Annotated in this window: 18 protein-coding genes; 10 read left to right on the top strand and 8 right to left on the bottom strand. The window is 30.5% G+C overall.

Features of this window, described 5'->3' with window-relative positions; all coding sequences use genetic code 11:
- Position 1: 1 nt before the first annotated feature.
- Positions 2-1,138 (bottom strand): NAD-binding protein, encoded by a 1,137-nt coding sequence (locus tag Q9969_RS06600; RefSeq protein WP_342766061.1) that lies wholly within the window; start codon positions 1,136-1,138, stop codon positions 2-4.
- Between the two features lie 273 nt (positions 1,139-1,411).
- On the opposite strand from Q9969_RS06600, the gene Q9969_RS06595 reads away from it, so the two are divergent.
- The 3 genes from Q9969_RS06595 to sfsA all read left to right on the top strand — a co-directional run bounded on the left by Q9969_RS06595 (position 1,412) and on the right by sfsA (position 5,128).
- Positions 1,412-2,575, top strand: coding sequence for an ATP-binding protein (locus tag Q9969_RS06595; protein WP_305555604.1), 1,164 nt, complete (start codon positions 1,412-1,414; stop codon positions 2,573-2,575).
- Positions 2,576-2,886: 311 nt separating this feature from the next.
- On the top strand, positions 2,887-4,428 hold the full coding sequence (locus Q9969_RS06590) for an NAD(P)H-hydrate dehydratase (RefSeq protein ID WP_305555602.1): 1,542 nt from the start codon (positions 2,887-2,889) through the stop codon (positions 4,426-4,428).
- A complete protein-coding gene (sfsA, locus tag Q9969_RS06585; RefSeq protein WP_305555599.1) occupies positions 4,415-5,128 on the top strand; it encodes a DNA/RNA nuclease SfsA in 714 nt (237 codons plus the stop codon). Before Q9969_RS06590 ends, sfsA begins: the two co-directional genes overlap by 14 nt.
- A gap of 51 nt (positions 5,129-5,179) precedes the next feature.
- On the opposite strand, the gene Q9969_RS06580 is transcribed toward sfsA, so the two are convergent.
- Entirely contained in the window at positions 5,180-5,431 is a 252-nt protein-coding gene (locus tag Q9969_RS06580; RefSeq protein ID WP_305555596.1) for a transposase, read from the bottom strand.
- A gap of 326 nt (positions 5,432-5,757) precedes the next feature.
- On the opposite strand from Q9969_RS06580, the gene Q9969_RS06575 reads away from it, so the two are divergent.
- Complete coding sequence (locus Q9969_RS06575) at positions 5,758-5,940, top strand: hypothetical protein (RefSeq protein ID WP_305555593.1); 183 nt, start codon at positions 5,758-5,760, stop codon at positions 5,938-5,940.
- A 73-nt stretch (positions 5,941-6,013) separates the two neighbouring features.
- Here Q9969_RS06575 and Q9969_RS06570 read toward each other — a convergent pair whose 3' ends face one another.
- The 3 genes from Q9969_RS06570 to Q9969_RS06560 are packed head-to-tail and all read right to left on the bottom strand — an operon-like array spanning position 6,014 to position 7,181.
- Entirely contained in the window at positions 6,014-6,295 is a 282-nt protein-coding gene (locus Q9969_RS06570) for a winged helix-turn-helix domain-containing protein (protein ID WP_305555590.1), read from the bottom strand.
- Entirely contained in the window at positions 6,225-6,497 is a 273-nt protein-coding gene (locus tag Q9969_RS06565) for a helix-turn-helix domain-containing protein (protein WP_305555587.1), read from the bottom strand. Before Q9969_RS06565 ends, Q9969_RS06570 begins: the two co-directional genes overlap by 71 nt.
- Before the next feature lie 45 nt (positions 6,498-6,542).
- Complete coding sequence (locus tag Q9969_RS06560) at positions 6,543-7,181, bottom strand: NAD-dependent protein deacylase (protein WP_305555584.1); 639 nt, start codon at positions 7,179-7,181, stop codon at positions 6,543-6,545.
- A gap of 117 nt (positions 7,182-7,298) precedes the next feature.
- Between Q9969_RS06560 and Q9969_RS06555 the strand changes: the two genes are divergently transcribed.
- The gene (locus tag Q9969_RS06555; RefSeq protein ID WP_305555581.1) at positions 7,299-8,948 is read left to right on the top strand and encodes a helicase C-terminal domain-containing protein; all 1,650 of its coding nucleotides are present in this window, start codon (positions 7,299-7,301) and stop codon (positions 8,946-8,948) included.
- Between the two features lie 8 nt (positions 8,949-8,956).
- Here the strand turns inward: Q9969_RS06555 and Q9969_RS06550 are convergent, their stop codons facing one another.
- A complete protein-coding gene (locus Q9969_RS06550) occupies positions 8,957-10,135 on the bottom strand; it encodes an argininosuccinate synthase (protein ID WP_305555578.1) in 1,179 nt (392 codons plus the stop codon).
- Positions 10,136-10,377: 242 nt separating this feature from the next.
- Positions 10,378-12,300, bottom strand: coding sequence for an IGHMBP2 family helicase (locus Q9969_RS06545; RefSeq protein WP_305555575.1), 1,923 nt, complete (start codon positions 12,298-12,300; stop codon positions 10,378-10,380).
- Between the two features lie 85 nt (positions 12,301-12,385).
- Here Q9969_RS06545 and Q9969_RS06540 point away from each other — a divergent pair, with 85 nt between their 5' ends.
- Entirely contained in the window at positions 12,386-13,087 is a 702-nt protein-coding gene (locus Q9969_RS06540; RefSeq protein WP_305514709.1) for a succinylglutamate desuccinylase/aspartoacylase family protein, read from the top strand.
- A 120-nt stretch (positions 13,088-13,207) separates the two neighbouring features.
- Positions 13,208-13,909 carry a metal-dependent hydrolase gene (locus Q9969_RS06535; protein ID WP_305555572.1) on the top strand — a complete coding sequence of 234 codons (702 nt, stop codon included), beginning with the start codon at positions 13,208-13,210 and terminating at the stop codon, positions 13,907-13,909.
- Here Q9969_RS06535 and Q9969_RS06530 read toward each other — a convergent pair.
- Positions 13,906-14,868 (bottom strand): arsenic resistance protein, encoded by a 963-nt coding sequence (locus Q9969_RS06530; protein ID WP_305514713.1) that lies wholly within the window; start codon positions 14,866-14,868, stop codon positions 13,906-13,908. The two genes, Q9969_RS06535 and Q9969_RS06530, sit on opposite strands and share 4 nt — an antisense overlap.
- A gap of 299 nt (positions 14,869-15,167) precedes the next feature.
- On the opposite strand from Q9969_RS06530, the gene Q9969_RS06525 reads away from it, so the two are divergent.
- From Q9969_RS06525 to Q9969_RS06515, 3 genes are all read left to right on the top strand, one after another.
- Positions 15,168-15,890: a transposase gene (locus Q9969_RS06525; protein ID WP_305555569.1), complete on the top strand. Its 723-nt coding sequence runs from the start codon at positions 15,168-15,170 to the stop codon at positions 15,888-15,890.
- A 67-nt stretch (positions 15,891-15,957) separates the two neighbouring features.
- Positions 15,958-16,401: a transposase gene (locus Q9969_RS06520; protein WP_305555566.1), complete on the top strand. Its 444-nt coding sequence runs from the start codon at positions 15,958-15,960 to the stop codon at positions 16,399-16,401.
- Complete coding sequence (locus Q9969_RS06515; RefSeq protein ID WP_342766060.1) at positions 16,301-16,588, top strand: transposase; 288 nt, start codon at positions 16,301-16,303, stop codon at positions 16,586-16,588. The genes Q9969_RS06520 and Q9969_RS06515 overlap by 101 nt, the downstream gene beginning before the upstream one ends.
- The last annotated feature ends 271 nt before the right edge of the window (positions 16,589-16,859 follow it).

Raw genomic sequence — 16,859 nt, 5'->3', positions numbered from 1 at the left:
TTTATTTATTGAGTATTTCTTTTTGAGTTAGCTTAGCTATCTCTTCATTAGATAAATTAACACCAATAATCTCTTCTTGTTTTCTTAAATCTTCAAGCAATTTATCAAAAGTAGTATTATTAGGTCCTGAAATTAAATGGGAGTGGATATTATTTGCACTTCGGTATAGGTTATCTAATGCTTGTTTTTGATCATCATGAATGCTTAGGCGATTTACAAATCTCTGACCATCTGCTATGTTCATTGTTTTAATTTGGCGGGTAAGTGTTGTTTCAATTCCCGGTAAGTGATACTCAATATTTTCTAATGTACATCCATGTTTAGTTATTATTTTAAATTCCTCATAAATTTCATCGGAGTTATGTCTTACAGTCACTCTTAAAAGATGAGGACTTGCAGATTCATAATAAAGGCCTTCCCCTCCAATCACTTCAGGGGATACAATTTTATTTGCTCCAGCTTTTTTAAGTCTTTTAATATTTTCAAGTTTACTGGCTCTTGATACAATCCATGCATCAGGATTTGTTTCTCTAATGGTCAATACTATAAATAAATTAGTTACATCATCTCCAGTACAGACTATAACGCTTCTACATTTAGTTCCTGCCAGCTTTGCAATTAAATCATTTTCTATGGCATCGCCATTTAGGATTACAATGTTTTTCTTTTCTTCAATGTTTTCACATTTTTCCTTGTCTTTTTCAATAACAATTACATTCTGATTTCTATCGGTTAACTCATCAAAAACCACTTTCCCAACTCTTCCTAAACCACAAATAATATAATAATCTTCCATATTTTCAATAGCTTTCAATTTTCTCGCTCCCTTTGAATACTTGGTCATTTTTTCCTGGAAATTTGTTAACATCATATTAAATACATATGCAAGTAAAGCAACTCCTGCAAGGGCTAGGGATGTTGCAAATAATTTTTCGATTCCTGTTTGAGGAAGATAATCCCCATATCCAACAGTTGCCATTGTAATGGTCGCATAATAAATTGAATCAATAAGGTTTAAGTCCATTATAAAATAAGAACCTAGGATACCATAAATAAAAATGGCCATAATTATTATTAATCCACTACTAATGTATTTTGTTGGAAGTTTTGTTAAAATTTTAAATGTTATTTTTCGCATATGATTTTTCCTAAAACTTAAGATAATTATACTTATATACTCTACTATATTTTAAACTATAATGTGTTTTGGCAATGGATAGTTCAAATCAACAAAGTTTTTGAAAGAGTCTGAAAACATAAGAAACATAAGTATCATAAATTTCTTTTATGTTAGTTATGAAATTCATGTTTTCTAATGAAAATTTTTAAATATTCTAAAAAACATAAGAAACATAAGTATCATAAATTTTTTTCATGTTTATCATGAAAATTATTAATAGAGGTTATAACCATGAAACATAATCCTTTTAGAAAACGAACAGGAATTCTTCCATCTTATTTCACTGGTCGTGAAGAAGAACTAAATGAACTTAAAAAAATATATCAATCAACCAAACAGGGGGTTCCTGGTCATTTAATATTATATGGCTCAAAAGGGATTGGAAAAACATCATTATTATTAAAGTTTCAAGAAGAATTAACTAATTTTGATGATGTATACTCAGTTAGAATTCCATTAATAGAAGGAAATTTTGAAGATATCTATACATTAATAATAGAAAAATGTTCCGACACTTTAGATATCAATATCAGTCATTTCTGGGAGAAAATAAATTCATTAGGTATCAATATACCCTTGATTGGAGGCATATCTCTATCACGTGAAATACCTAAAACCAGCCCAGCCATTGCATTTGAAAAAATATTAAATGTAATTTATGATGAGTTAGACTCTGACAATCCGGTTTTAATCTTATTGTTCGATGATCTTCAAAGGATAATGAGCAATGAAGAAACAATGAAGATACTAAGCATTTTACAAAATGCTCTTGTAGAATTAAATTTAAAAGGAAAAAATATAATGTTTGTAGCTACAGGTTCAGAGGATATTTTCTACAGAATACAAGATAAACTCGACTCTGCAGTACGAATATTCGAACCTTATCTAATAGGACCATTATCATACGACGAAGTATGTGAAGCAATCAATATTCCAATTAAAAAACAAAATGTAAGCTTTGAAGAAGATGTTTTAAAAGAAATATACGAATTATCTAATGGAATTCCATATTATATGCAAATTTTAGCTTACAACTGTTTTGACGAAATCAATGAGGGGAATAAAGTAACAATGGCTGAATTTAAAAAGGCATCTATACATTCCTTAAATATTTTAGCTCAACGAGAATTTAAAGTATTATTTAGCAAATCCACTATGGAAGAAAGAAAAATACTATGCTTGATGGCTGAAAGTGATGAAACAGTTTTATCCTATTCTTATATAAAATATAATGCTAATTTAAACTCAGAACCCTCAGCATTATTAAAAAATTTAATTAAGAAAAACATGATAATCAAACCAGCAAGAGGCAAATATAAATTAAAAAACAATCTTTTCAAATCATACCTACAAAATCTAGGGATAAATCAAGATACTGGTTTAATCAACTATTAATGCATTGTTCTTTTTATAATAATGAGACAATAGCAACCTTTATTTTTTTCTGTACGTATTGTCTTGTGTAGTGAGCTAATGGGAGTATGTGAAAAATTATGTCATCTTATGGGAGTAACTAATAGGAATAAGTTTGTCCGTTTTGTGAACAATTTAAACAATGTTTGTTTATTATATTTTTCATATAAATTTAGTGATAAAGCTATTGCTAGGAATTTAATCAATTTTCGTAAAGTTTTGGATTTGAAAAAATTTAATTAATAGTAAATACAATACAAGTATTGTTGTAGATATTAAAAGTGTGGGATATTATGCGTCCTATTGATATGATGGTTACAGATTTTAATTGCGAATATTTGGGATTGTCTCGATTATGTTTGATGGAATCGGCTGGAAAGTCTTTAGCTGAAGAAATAGGCAAAATTGCAGTTTATACATTTTCAAAACCTGTTAAAATAATAATTTTTACAGGCTCTGGTGGAAATGGTGGAGATGGTTTTGTAGCTGCAAGATATTTGTTGAACAGAGGTTATGATGTGGATATTTACATGCTAAAGGATAATATACGTTCAGCTGAAGCTAAAATAAACTTTGATATTTTGCAAAACATGCATCCTCGTCTATCACACTTAACAATTTATAATTTAAAAACTCTTGAAGATATTGATAATACTGAGGTTAATAAAAACTCTAAAGGGGAATATATTATTGTTGATGGACTTTTAGGAACTGGAATTAAAGGAAAACTTCAGACTAATATTAAAAGAGCCATTGAAGTTATTAATAAGTCAAATGGAATTAAAATTAGTGTTGACGTGCCTTCTGGAATGGACCCATTAAACGGTGAGGTAAGTGATTTGGCCGTGATTCCTGATTATACAATTAGTTTTCATAAAATCAAGGATGGTGTAAGGCATGCTGATGAAAAATGTGTTGGAGGTCTTGTAACTGCCGATATTGGAATACCGTTTGAAGCCGAATACTTTGTAAGTTATGGGGATTTTTTAAGACTTAAAAATAGAGATTCATCATCTCATAAAGGAAACAATGGACGTTTGTTAATCATTGGTGGAAGTAATGATTACTCTGGTGCGCCTGCGATTGCAGGTATGGCAGCTATTGGCGCCGGTGCTGATTTGGTCTATGTTGCAACACCTGAAAAATCAGCTGAAGCTATCAAGGCAACCTCTCCTGATTTAATTGTAAAATCACTTGAGGGGGATAAACTATCATTAAGTCATGCTGATGAGATATTGTCAATTGTTGGTGATGTTGATGCTGTTTTAATGGGTCCTGGCGCTGGAATTGATGATGAAACTTCAAATTTATTCAATGTTTTAGCTACAAAAATTAAAAAACCAATTATATTGGATGCAGATAGCTTAAAACAAGTTAATTTATCATTAATCAAAAATCGTGAAGATATTATATTGACTCCTCATATCTTTGAGTTTAAATCATTTTTCAATGTTAGTGATGATTTAAAGTTGGACATTAACTCATATGACTTTAAAAAGGTCGATGAAAACATATCTGAATTTCAAAAAATCACTGGTCAAATTAAAGGGACTGTTCTAGTTAAAGGCAAATATGATTTAATATTGTCAGGCACTAGTTTTAGAATTAATAAATCTGGCAATGCCGGAATGACTGTTGGTGGAACTGGGGATGCATTAGCTGGAATATGTGCCAGTTTGCTTGCACAAGGCCTAAATTCATTTGACTCTGCTGCTTTAGGAGTTTTCATAAATGGTGTTTCAGGTGATAGGGCGTATGATGATAAAGGAAACGGCTTTTCAGCAACTGATTTGGTATCATACATTGGTAATGTGATTAAAGATGGATTATGTTAGGGGAATTTTTAAAGCAAGACCTAATCGCTTTATTGCTGAAGTAGAAATTGATGGTAATAAAGAGATAGCTCACGTACCAAATACTGGAAGATGTAAAGAGTTATTGGTTGAGGATGCAGTCGTTTGGCTTAAACCATCAGACAATCCAAATCGAAAAACTAAATTTTCACTGCATTTTGTTGAAAACAAGGGAGTGTTAGTATCACTTTACTCTCAACAAGCTAACAGTATTGTATATGATGCAATCATAAATGGTAAAATAAAAGAGCTTGAGGGTTATGATTACCATGTAAGAGAAAAAACAGCCGATAACTCCAGAATAGATATATACTTGTCCCGTGAAGATGAGGAATGTTATGTTGAAGTAAAGGGAGTTACATTAATCGTTGATGGTGAAGCAAGATTTCCTGATGCACCAACCGAACGCGGTGCAAAACATCTAAAAGAATTGATAAAACTTAAAAAAGAGGGAAATAGATGTTGCGTGTTTTTCTTAATACAGCATCCGATTGGAAAGTTCTTCAGACCCAACTGGGAAAATGATCCTAAATTTTCACAAACTTTAAATGATGCATACGATGCCGGTGTTGAAATACTAGTCTACAGATGCAATAATCAACTAGAAGGAATAGAATTAGTTCCTGAATCTTTAGATTTTGATTTGGGAGAAAACATCACCAATGGCATCGTTAATGACTAAACTGGCAATGTTGTCATAAGGTGTTTTGCTTTTGTTAATTATAGTTAATTACTAAACTTTTGGTATAAATGTTTCGAGCCATTTGTCATGAACTTTTGTTCCAGAAATCGATTCATTATATGTTTTTATAGTTAATTCTTGTAGAAATTCTTTTGATTTAAGGTAATAATGTTTTATTTCTTTTTTCATTTGTCTCCATATTTGTTCGATTGGATTTAGGTGAGGAGAGTATGGTGGAAGGTATATTAGTTCAATATTAAGATATAATGCTATTTTTTTTGATAAATACGGATTTGTGGACATTGTAATTATCTAGAATTAAACATATTCTTTGTTCGGTTTGCATTTTTGTTATTATGTCTTCTTTTTGTAATAGGTTTAATGTTATTTTTCTTCTTATTTCTCTTCTTTTTTTCACATTATTGAGGGATTCTCTATTGCAGTGTTTTTCCAATGATTCTAGTGATTGTGGATGTGGTATTGTCTTTATATTTTTTCTAATGTTTTTAAAATTTTTGCTGTAAAAATTTCATTATTTTTGTTATTTTTCATTAATAATTTGTTTATGTCTTTATCAGTTAGATTAACATCGGATATTATTTTGTTTAATATTTTTACTGTATTTTTCATTGTTAGTATTTGCTACTCTTAATTTTAAAAGTGCTATTGCAATTTCTGGTGCTGTTGATGAATTTGTGATTGTGATGGTTGAATTTCCATTTATTGTTAGTGATCCTGTGGCGTTGATTTTGAATTTGTATGGATTTACAGTTTGTGTGTGTTTTGTTCCTTGTTTATATAGTGATTTTTGAGTATAGGGTTCATTTTGGAATGATGCTTCATCAAATAAGATTATAATATCATTTGTTGTTACATTATATTCTTCTAAGTTTTTTTTAACTGTTCTTCAGCATCTTTTGGGGATTTTGAAAATTTAGGATATGCTTTGCTATAATTGTATCCTAATTTCTTTATAATTTTTCCTATTTGCTTTAAACTATAATTTACATTGAATTTTTCATTAACAAGTTTATGTACGTCTTTCATTGACATATTGGGTGTTTTTTCAATGAGTTTATCTAATTCAATTAGTTGATCATAAGTTAATTTTGATGGTCTTCCACCACCAAAAGATGGTTTTAAACCTTCTAATCCTATCAGATTCACATGTTTTAATCCATCTGTGAACTGTTTGATAGGATTTTCCCAATATATTTGCGGCATTAGTTATGGTATTTCCTTCACTAACTATTTTGACTGCAATTAGCCTTTGATAATACCTATGGTAAGCCACACAATTGCTGATTTCTTCATCCAAAGCGATTTTTGTCATTTTGTTAAAAACATTAATTTTAGATTTTCCAGACATATTTTATAATTTATCCGACATCTATAATAAAAGTTTGGTTAGTAACTATAAAACCAAATTTTCACCGTTGAAGTAATTTATTAATCCGGCGGCAGGATAAACAACAAGAGAAGTGCCGCCAATAATTAAAGTATCGGCTTGAGATATGAGGTCAACTGAAAAATTTAAAACAGCATTTTTTAAAGGTTCTCCATATAAAACAACATCAGGCTTAACAATACCTCCGCATTCACACCTTGGTATCCTTTCACTTTCTAAAACATGATCTAATCCATATTGTCTGTTGCAAATTTGACAGTAGTTCCTATGAACACTTCCATGAAGCTCTAAAACTTCCTCACTGCCTGCCTTTTGATGAAGTCCATCGATATTTTTAGTGATAACTGCTTTTAATTTGCCTGCCTTTTCCATCTCTGCTAATTTTAAATGAGCCGGATTGGGATGGGCATTCTTAAAAACAAGTGTGTCTTTATAATATTCGAAAAATTCCTCGGTATGGTCTAGATAGTAGCTATGGGAGATTATATTTTCCGAAAGGTCTCCATATTTTTCTAAACTTTTATAAATTCCGCTTTCAGACCTAAAATCAGGTATTCCACTTTCTGTTGAAACACTGGTGCCTCTAAAAAACACAATATTGTCTGAATTATTGATAATTTCTTGTAATTGGTTAATTTTAGACATGTTTTTATTTATATTGTTAATAAATAATTAATTTTTCATCAGTTGATGAATAAACATTTAAGTATTATATTTTATAGAATGATTATTAACAACTTGTTGGTAATGATTGGGAATTTTATGGATAGTAATAATTCAACTCTAGAATGGATGCTTCATTGGTCACTGCCGAAGTACAGTCCCCGAAATAGTCAGGTCAGACTCATCAATGAAATTAACGTTGCAATAAAAAAAGGATTTAAAAATATCATTCTCGAAGCGGGAACAGGCATTGGTAAATCTGCAATAGCTACAACCTTAGCCAATATGTATGATGATTCATATATTTTAACAATGACTAAACAACTTCAAGAACAATATTTGGATGATTTTGAAGAGATATTGGTCGAAATTAAAGGTCGTGGAAATTATAAATGTAATTATAAAGGTAGCTGTGACTTTTGTATTAAGGCGGAATACAATTTAAGAAGATGCTGTGATTGTGAGTTTAGAATAGCATTTAAAGAGGCCCAGAAAGCTAAAAATGTCATTACTAATTATGATTTTTTATATTATGGGGGTGTTGTAAATCCTATTTTGGATTCTCGTGAATTGCTAATTTTAGACGAAGCACATAATTTGGAACGTAAAATGTTAATGCTGTCTTCATCTGAGCTAAACCGTGAATATATATCCACAAAATTTGGTATTGATATTTTTGAACCAGTAATGCATTTTACAAAATCAATCTATGATTTAAAAAGAAATCCAGAGTATTGGATTGGAATTTGCAATGATTTAATAAGGGAATGCAAAAAGAGAATTAAAAAAATTGAGGGAGATGCTAACAAGTCTGTTCAAGTTTCATTAGATGAGTTTGAAAGCAATCCTTCAAAGTATTCTGATTTTGATTATGTTGAAAAGCAAAATCTGGAACAAGACCTTAAAACATTTGTTGAAATTAGTTTGGGACTATCTAGTAAGGATCTAATTATTGATTTGCCTGATAAAGATATTATATTGGATAATAAAATGGATATTTCAGCTGAATTCAAACCATTTTCTGTTGTAGATGACACTCAAAACCTATTAAGCTTAGGCAACATCCGTATATTTTTAACAGGTACATTGGGAAGCAAAGACAAGTTCTGTAAGTGGAATAATATTGATCCTGATGAAACTCATTATATTTATGAAAAAAGTCCATTTGATGTGGCAAAAAGACCAATTTATATAGATTTCGTTGGAAGAATGAGTGGTAATGGACGTAGGGGTCCTAAATGGAAGAATAAACGAGCTATTGATAAAGTCAAGGAATTGCTTGATAAACATGAAAACGAAAAAGGTGTTATTCACACTTCAAGTAATGAACAGGCATTTTGGATTATAAATCAATTAAAAGATTATCCGTTAGTTTTTGTTGGGGGTGAAAACAGAAACGCTGTATTAAAGAAATTTAGTTTATCTAAAGGCAATAGTGTTTTGATTGGAGCTTCCATTAAAGATGGTGTTGATTTTAAAGGTGATTTGTGCAGATTCCAGATAATATATAAAATTCCTTATCCTCAATTAAATGAACAAGTAAAGTATAGAAGAGAAATTGATCCTAAATGGTTTTACTATCAAACCGTAATGGCTTTAATGCAAGCTTATGGTCGTGGAATACGTGATGAGGATGATTGGTGTGTAATGTATATAATTGATTCTAGTTTTAAAGAGTTATTTGAATATAATCGTGGCTTTTTCAATGAATATTTCACAGAAGCCGTACAAAAAGAAGTAAAGGGATAGCTTGAAAGCTATCTGTTTAATTTTTGATAATTTACAGCTTGAAGGCCGTGGTATTTAATCATGCCTTCGACTTCTCTTTGGTCAGTTTCTTTGTCTTCAAAGGTAATTTGTTCAATGCTGTGTAAGCTGAAAGGAGATTTTCTAACGATTGGTTGGATTGAACCTTTAAACAATTTCATTACAACTTCTCCACTTACTCTTTCTTGCATTTTATCAATTGCTTGGTCTAAATCTTCTCTTAAAGGTTCTTGCCAGAGAGCTCTGTATACTAAACCAGCATAAAGTGTTGACATGTATTCTGCAAATCTTAATTCGTCAGTAGTTAAAACTAATTCTTCTAATGCTTGGTGTGCTGCGATTAATAATTTTGCACCGGGGGTTTCGTATATTTCCCTGCTTTTAAGACCAATCATTCTGTTTTCAATTGTATCTACTCTACCGATACCGTTTTCACCGGCAATTTCATTTGCTTTTCTGATAATGTCTATTAATGGCATCATTTCACCATTTATAGCAACAGGTATGCCTTCTTCGAATTCAATAGATACTTTTTCGGGTTCTGCTTTGGCATCTTCCCAGGATGCAGTCCATTCATAAATATCTTCTGGAGGTTCGTTTGCAGGATCTTCTAATACATCTCCTTCAATAGCTCTTCCCCAGAGGTTTTCATCAATACTGTAAATTTTATCGTAACTTAGTTCAATACCTTTAGATTCAGCATATTCTTTTTCTTCCGTTCTGGTTAAATTCATTTCTCTGATTGGTGCAATAATATCTAAGTTAGACATTGCAAGAATAACTGCTTCAAATCTAAATTGATCGTTTCCTTTTCCAGTACATCCATGTGCAATTGCAGTTGCTCCTTCTTTTTCAGCTACTTCTATGATTTTTTGAGCAATCAGTGGTCTTGCAAGAGCAGTACTTAATGGATATCCTTCATATTCTGCATTTGCTTTAATTCCGCGTGAGATGTATTCGTTTGCAAATTCTTCTTTAGCATCGATATTGTAGTGTTTTAATCCACCAATTTTTGATGCCATAGTTTTTGCTTTTTCCATTTCTTCTTCACCTTGCCCTACATCTACACAAGCAGTAATAACTTCTACATCATATTCTTCTTCTAATAATTTAACACACACGGAGGTGTCTAACCCACCACTGAATGCTAAAACTACTTTATCAGTCATTTAATCACCATATAATAAAAATAAGTTTTATATAACATAATATATTTTTAATAGTATTTATAATTTTTAAAAAAAGTTGACAGAAGAGAACTCTTAATTGAGGGTTATAATTGAGGTTGAAAAGTTATATGGGCTTTGAAAAATCAAAACCTCAATTAAGAGTCTCGAGTTTAAAGTATCGAAATACTTTTCATCTCTTGTTTATACATTATTCTTCATTATATATAAAAGTTTAGGTTTACCTAAATTTTTAATAATAAGTCATTCTTTTCGCAAAAATTAATCAATCTCTCATAAGTTGGATCAACTTTTAAAGTATTTTTGTTGCCAATTATGATTAATTTTCTTTTTGCACGGGTAATTGCAACATTTAATCTTCTCAAATCTCTCAAAAAACCAATATTTCCATTTTCATTACTTCTAACTGTGGAGATGATAATGATTTCTTTTTCTCTTCCCTGAAAACTATCTACCGTTTTAACCTCAACGGGGGTCATATCTTGGATAATTTTTACTTGGTCGGCATAAGGGCTAATGATTCCAATGTCTTCCTGATTTACACCTATTGTCAAATAATCTTGAGCAATTTTTGAGCTAATTTCTGCTTCGAAGTTATTGATAATGGATTTTGAATCTTTTAGATGGGTTTCCCCTTCTAAATCAACATCAGAGGTATCAATAAAAAGCAATGCTTCTTCATTTTGATCAGATTTGACAATGTCATTAATATTTATCTCATCAACACTTGAATCGCTCTTGAGGCTCTTGTTGTAGAATTCCTCATTTGGAAACTTCATAAGCAAACTATTCATGCGGTATTGGATATTTAATAACTGGGATTTAAAAGGATACATCATTATTAACTCTTCAAATAAAGTTTTTGAGAGTGCTCCTGCTCTATCGCTAATGATTGTTGGAGGCAGCTGTTTGTGGTCTCCTGCAAGGATAAATCTATGGGCTTTAGCTATCGGGATTAAAACACTTGGAATCGTAGCTTGGGATGCTTCATCAATAATTGCAACGTCAAATTTAACTCTTTCAATTGACTCAAGAGCTGCTGATGAGTTAGTGGCAAGTATAACATCACTTGTTTCAATGATGTCTTTAATCATTTTATTTTCAATTCTCTTTATCTCGTCATGGGCTTCGTCGATTTCTTGGTTAATTTCAATCCATTTGGCCATGGATTTCATCTTTCCAGAGCTAATTCCACGACCGCATTTTCCTTTTGATGCCATATGGAGAATATCATAATCTCCATATCCTCTACGATACTGCGGTGTTGGTTTGGTGTGGACTTTACGTTTTTCAATCAAATTATTGATTTTTTTATTAATTTTTTTAATTTTTTTATTTAGCTCATGATTTTCAACTTTATATGCTAAAGTTTGTGTAATATTGTGTTTTGAAACTCTTTGAGGATGACCAAGCCTTGTAAGATTTAGTTTTTTATTTTCCATCAATCTCTCTAAAATGTTATCAACAGCAGCATTACTTTCAGCAGTTGCTAAAACCTTATGGTTTTGACGTGTTTCTTGGGATATTAGCTCAACTAATGTTCTGGTTTTGCCCGTTCCAAAAGGACCATGAATCAAAAAAAAATTTTCACAGGATAATGCATCTTCAATAGCCGACTTTTGAGAGGAGTTGAGATTTTCATCAATGTATGAAATGTATGGGGCAGGTCTGTTTTTCCTTGGATTTCTATCTTTTAAGATGTATTCAAGAGCATTTTTACCTTTCAGACTTAAATGTTTCAAATTATCTTCCATTCTTCTAAATGTAATGTCATTAGCATATAAATCAAGCCTAACTTTCTTTTTAATTGCCCATCTTGGAACACGTTTGTCAAAAGCAACTTTGACGAATCTGGTGCCTTTTTCAGTAACTGTGCCGGTTAAATCACTTCGCAATGGATCTTCACTGCTTACTAAGACCATATCTCCAACTGATATTTCAGTGTCAATAGCCTCTGGCCTTCCAAACTGGACAATCTCTAAGCCTAACTCATTACCTAAACTTTTTCCTTTAACTTTATTAATGGCTCTTCCAAGTTCTTCTCTTTTTTTACCTGACATGGTACTTATTTCATATGTCATTAAGTCAATTTCAGCATCTCTTTCATAATTTATGAGTCTTATTAAGTTTTTAATATATTTCTTCAATTTAATCCCTTAATATTAAATAAGAGTTTCACAGTATAATTAATATATGCATTTTAGAAAAATTGAGCAATTTGGTAATTTGGAAATGAAGTATATTTCTGATTTTTCAGGAGGATATATTTCAAGAAATAATCATCTTTTGAAAAATTTAGAATTAAACAAATTAACTCATTTTGTTCTTGAAAAATGTGTTTATGGAACTCCTATGTTTAAATTGGGAAACAAGGGAACCAAAGTATTGATTTTATCCGGAATTCATGGAAATGAACTGCCGTCACAAATAGCTAATATGCGATTATTAAATAAACTGGTTTATAAAGATTTAAATTGTACAATATATTTCATACCATTCGCATCACCAAAATCAAGCATGAATAATGAGAGAACATTTAATGGAATGGATTTAAATCGTTCTACTCACATTAAAAACTCATTAAGTAATTTGATTCTTCAAAATGTTGAAAATTTGGGGATTAACTTTGTTGGGGACTTTCATTCAACTGCCTATAATGCAAATCCGGGTATGGAATCAATCTTTTCATCAAAATCTCCATCTCCTGAAAGCTATTTGATAGCAAATTATATTTCACAAAATATCGGTTCTGAAATAATTTCATTTGATTATGCTGGTTCATCATATAATGGTGCAGTTGAAGATGTCTGTAATTTAAAAGAAATTCCAGCTATTACTGGTGAGGTATTATCTCCATTTGCCAGTGTTGGAGAGGGTTCTGTTGATAGGTCATTTGCTCAAATGGAATGTTTTTTAAGTTATTTTGGTGTTTGATCTTGTTTGGTTATTGATAAATTCATGATATTTTTCAATTTAAACTTAAGAGAACTCCTCAAATGCTCTCTCATTAATTGTTTATAATATATAAATCATATTTTTATATTGGTGATTTAATTGTCTTCATATAAGGGACACTCAGTATTTGCATTATTACTAGCTTTGATGTTTTTTCACAATCCTCTATCAATTGCTTTAGCTTTAATCGGTGCAAATGTTCCTGATTTTGACCATAAATTCAAAAAGGATAATGTGTATAAGATAATTATTTTGGGATTGGTCGTGTTTATTTCACTTTATATCCTTAAATTGCCTTATTATATTGGATTAATCATTGTATTTTTAGGTGCGGTTTTCTATTTTTCTGAACATAGAAGTTTTACACACTCTATTTTTGGGGTTTTAACTTTAACTTCAGCTGTTAGCTTAATTTTAATTTGGGCTTATGAATTAGTAAGTGCTGTAACTATTTTAAATAATCATTATCTTTTAATGGCTATTTTAATAGTTCTTTTAAGTTTTTTATTCCTAAATAAGAAGTTATTGATGATTTTCATTCCATTATTTTTTATTAGTTTGTTTATCCTGCCTACAATTGAAATTTCTTATATTGAAATAGTTTTAAGCATATTTTTAGGAGTATTTTCACATATGGTTCTTGATTCATTCACTCCTGCTGGAATTAAGATATTTGCACCTTTATCTTCAAAAAAAGCTTATAGAAATTTTGGATTGAGCATGGTATTCTTATTGGCTGTAATTTCCATAATTTACCATATTCCTGTTTTATTTGTACTGTTCAGAAGTTATATTGGTTAATATCTGCAACTAAAGAATAGTCCTGAATTTTTAACCCATAAACAGAATTTTGAAACAATATAAAGTATCGGTAGTTCTATTAATGGTCCAATTACAAGGGCTATTGAGATTAACTCATGGCCGGGAAAGGAATTAATGGCTATTGCAAGAGCTAGTGGTGAATTGCGGGCCAATGTTGTCATTGTCAGGCTGGCATACTCGGAATATGTAAAATTAATCTTTTCAGATACTAATAAATCTATTATGGCATTTGCTGTGAAAAATAGGATTAATGGAATAAATATGCTAACGACAGAGTCTAAATTGCTAAACAACAAATCTCCCTGACTTGCAAATATGCAAAACACCGCAAGTGATAAGAAGCAAATCTGTAAAGATGAAAACGAATCAACCGCCTTTTCTTTTAAATCGGCATTTAAGATAAATTTAACAAGTTGGGCTGCAACTAATGGAATTACAATAACAATTAAAAGTGAGTATGCGAGTTGGGCATAACCCATTGTATTTCCACTTGAGAAGAAAATAACTAAATAGATTGGCAGCAATATAATTTGCAAGACCAAATTCATAGGCAGTATTGATAAACTTAGTGTTAAGTTTCCTTTCGCCATTTTTGTAAATACTAGATACCAATCAGTACATGGAGTTAATATTAGCATGAAAAACCCAATCAAGATATCAACATTTCCTTTTAAAAATAGGGAACCTAGAAAGTATCCAAAAAGGGGTGTCCATATGAAATTAATTATTAAGCTTGTTGATGTGAACTTAAAATTTTTAAAGCTGTCTTTTAGCTCAACTATTGGCACTTCGAGAAATACTCCGAAAAGCATTAAGCATAAGAATATATTTATCAGTTGTTCTGTGTTTTGGGATGTAATTTCTATGTTTGAAAATATCAATCCAGCTATTACTGCTGAAAATATGATTATTGGTTCAAGTTTTTCTACTAAATCCATATTCTTCACCTATTTTGGCATAACTAAATTTGTATATTGGCATATTTAATGTTTTATAATTTATTAAAAAATAGTTATTTTTCAATTAATCTGTTAATTTATGAGTATTTGATTATTTTTTGGGATGCTTTTCTTTAGAAATATTTTTTAACAGGGCTAGTTTATTTTTATATATTTTTGAGGATGTGACACGAAGTCACAATTTTTTCTAATTTTAATTGACTAATTTTCCTTTAATTTTATATACTATGAAGTACAATCTTTTATTATAGATATTAATATTTATGGTTGTTTTATTCATGGTTTTAAAAGATGATAATATAAATCAGACTATGTTGGTCCCTATGGACTTGCGAAATTTGATTCCTGAAGATCATCCTTGCTATTTTATTAAAAATGTGGTTGATTTAATTGATTGTTCGAAAGCAAACCAGGAATTTCGTGGAAAGCCTGGTGAATTTGCTTATCCTCGAGAATTATTGCTCAGGCTCATTTTAATGAGCGTATTTGATGGAGGATTGTCTTCAAGAGAAATAGAAAGAAAAACAAGAACTGACATTGCATATATGTATCTTGCAGCAATGGAAAAACCATCCTATCGGACAATTGCGCGATTTAAAGTCGATTATGCTGATTTAATCGACGAAGCATTCAAAACAACCATCAAAATTGCAAAGGAAAATGATTTAATAAAAATCCATCATTTGAGCTTGGATGGAACTAAAATCAAAGCAAAAACATCAATTAATAAATTAACTGATGAAAACCAAATTAAAATCATGAAAGAACACCTTGAAAAAAGTATTGAACTTGATCAGCAAGAAGATGATGAACTCGGAGATGAATCTGGAAATTCAGTTCCAGAATCATTAACAGACAAAGAAAAATTCAAAGAAACAGTAAAAGAAATTCAAGAATCTTCTAAAAATAATAAAAACAAAGATAAATTGCGTTCTTCAAGTTTAAATCTTTTAAAACAAGCAGAAAAAAAATCCAGAAAAAGTTTTAAAAAAACTCAATGAACTCGAAGAAAAAGTAAAAGAATCACCAAAAGATGTAATCAGCATTAACGACCCTGATGCTCGCTTGATGATGAATAAAAAAGGCAAATGGGAATGGGATTACAATGCACAAATCATTGTGGATGAATACAAAGGAATAATCCTATCTTCATACATTACACAAAATCCAACAGACCATTTCGAGCTTATTCCATCAATAGAACAATTAGAAAACAATTTAACTGGAATCTATGATGAATTGCCTTCCAATTTCCAATTCAGTGCTGATAATGGATATTCAACTGATGAAAACACAACCTATCTTGAAGAAAAAGGCTTAGAAGGATACATATCCACCAGAAAACTCTCAAGAAAAGAAAAGAAATATAATCTATGGGAAAAACCATTCCAAAAAGACAATTTCTGCTACGATGCAGAAATTGAAACCTACATCTGTCCTTTGGGAGAAATTTTATATCGAAGACGAACATATGAATACAAAAACAAACAAAAAAATAACTTATTGGACTAATAAATGTAAAAACTGTGTTATGAAAGAAATCTGCTGCAAGAAAAAGAATTACAGAACAATTCAAGACTATGGCAACCCTTCCAAGATTAGAATGCAACGGAAAATGGAAACAGAATGGGCACAAAAAATCTACAAAAAACGATCAAAAACAGCAGAACTACCATTTGCACACATAAAACAAACATGAAACTCCATGAATTCACAACAACCGGAATAAAAAACACAAATACAGAATTCAAATTATATACAATCGGACACAACCTAAAAAGAATATACAACGAAATAAACACTAAAAACAACTAAAAATAAGAAAAAATATAAAAAATCTAAAAACACAAAATTCAATTAAAAATTTTGCGTCACATCCTCAAAAAAAAAAAAAAATGCCAAAATAAAAATTCTCAAAAAAAATCAAAAATAAGAGTTTTAAAAAGAGTATGAGTAAAACAAAGAATAAT

The sequence above is a fragment of the Methanobrevibacter sp. V74 genome, from assembly GCF_963082495.1.
Lineage (GTDB): Archaea > Methanobacteriota > Methanobacteria > Methanobacteriales > Methanobacteriaceae > Methanocatella.
Note: the sequence above shows the minus strand (reverse complement) of the source record. Positions and strands in the feature narration are given on the sequence as shown.

Excerpts from the sequence above, each read along its gene's own strand:
- Q9969_RS06555 (WP_305555581.1), top strand. The coding sequence starts at position 7,299 with ATGGATAGTAATAATTCAACTCTAGAATGGATGCTTCATTGGTCACTG.
- Q9969_RS06530 (WP_305514713.1), bottom strand. The coding sequence starts at position 14,868 with ATGGATTTAGTAGAAAAACTTGAACCAATAATCATATTTTCAGCAGTA.
- Q9969_RS06525 (WP_305555569.1), top strand. The coding sequence starts at position 15,168 with ATGGTTTTAAAAGATGATAATATAAATCAGACTATGTTGGTCCCTATG.
- Q9969_RS06560 (WP_305555584.1), bottom strand. The coding sequence starts at position 7,181 with ATGTCTAAAATTAACCAATTACAAGAAATTATCAATAATTCAGACAAT.
- Q9969_RS06540 (WP_305514709.1), top strand. The coding sequence starts at position 12,386 with ATGAAGTATATTTCTGATTTTTCAGGAGGATATATTTCAAGAAATAAT.
- sfsA (WP_305555599.1), top strand. The coding sequence starts at position 4,415 with ATGGATTATGTTAGGGGAATTTTTAAAGCAAGACCTAATCGCTTTATT.
- Q9969_RS06550 (WP_305555578.1), bottom strand. The coding sequence starts at position 10,135 with ATGACTGATAAAGTAGTTTTAGCATTCAGTGGTGGGTTAGACACCTCC.
- Q9969_RS06565 (WP_305555587.1), bottom strand. The coding sequence starts at position 6,497 with ATGTCTGGAAAATCTAAAATTAATGTTTTTAACAAAATGACAAAAATC.
- Q9969_RS06580 (WP_305555596.1), bottom strand. The coding sequence starts at position 5,431 with ATGTCCACAAATCCGTATTTATCAAAAAAAATAGCATTATATCTTAAT.
- Q9969_RS06590 (WP_305555602.1), top strand. The coding sequence starts at position 2,887 with ATGCGTCCTATTGATATGATGGTTACAGATTTTAATTGCGAATATTTG.
- Q9969_RS06515 (WP_342766060.1), top strand. The coding sequence starts at position 16,301 with ATGCAGAAATTGAAACCTACATCTGTCCTTTGGGAGAAATTTTATATC.
- Q9969_RS06600 (WP_342766061.1), bottom strand. The coding sequence starts at position 1,138 with ATGCGAAAAATAACATTTAAAATTTTAACAAAACTTCCAACAAAATAC.
- Q9969_RS06595 (WP_305555604.1), top strand. The coding sequence starts at position 1,412 with ATGAAACATAATCCTTTTAGAAAACGAACAGGAATTCTTCCATCTTAT.
- Q9969_RS06520 (WP_305555566.1), top strand. The coding sequence starts at position 15,958 with ATGATGAATAAAAAAGGCAAATGGGAATGGGATTACAATGCACAAATC.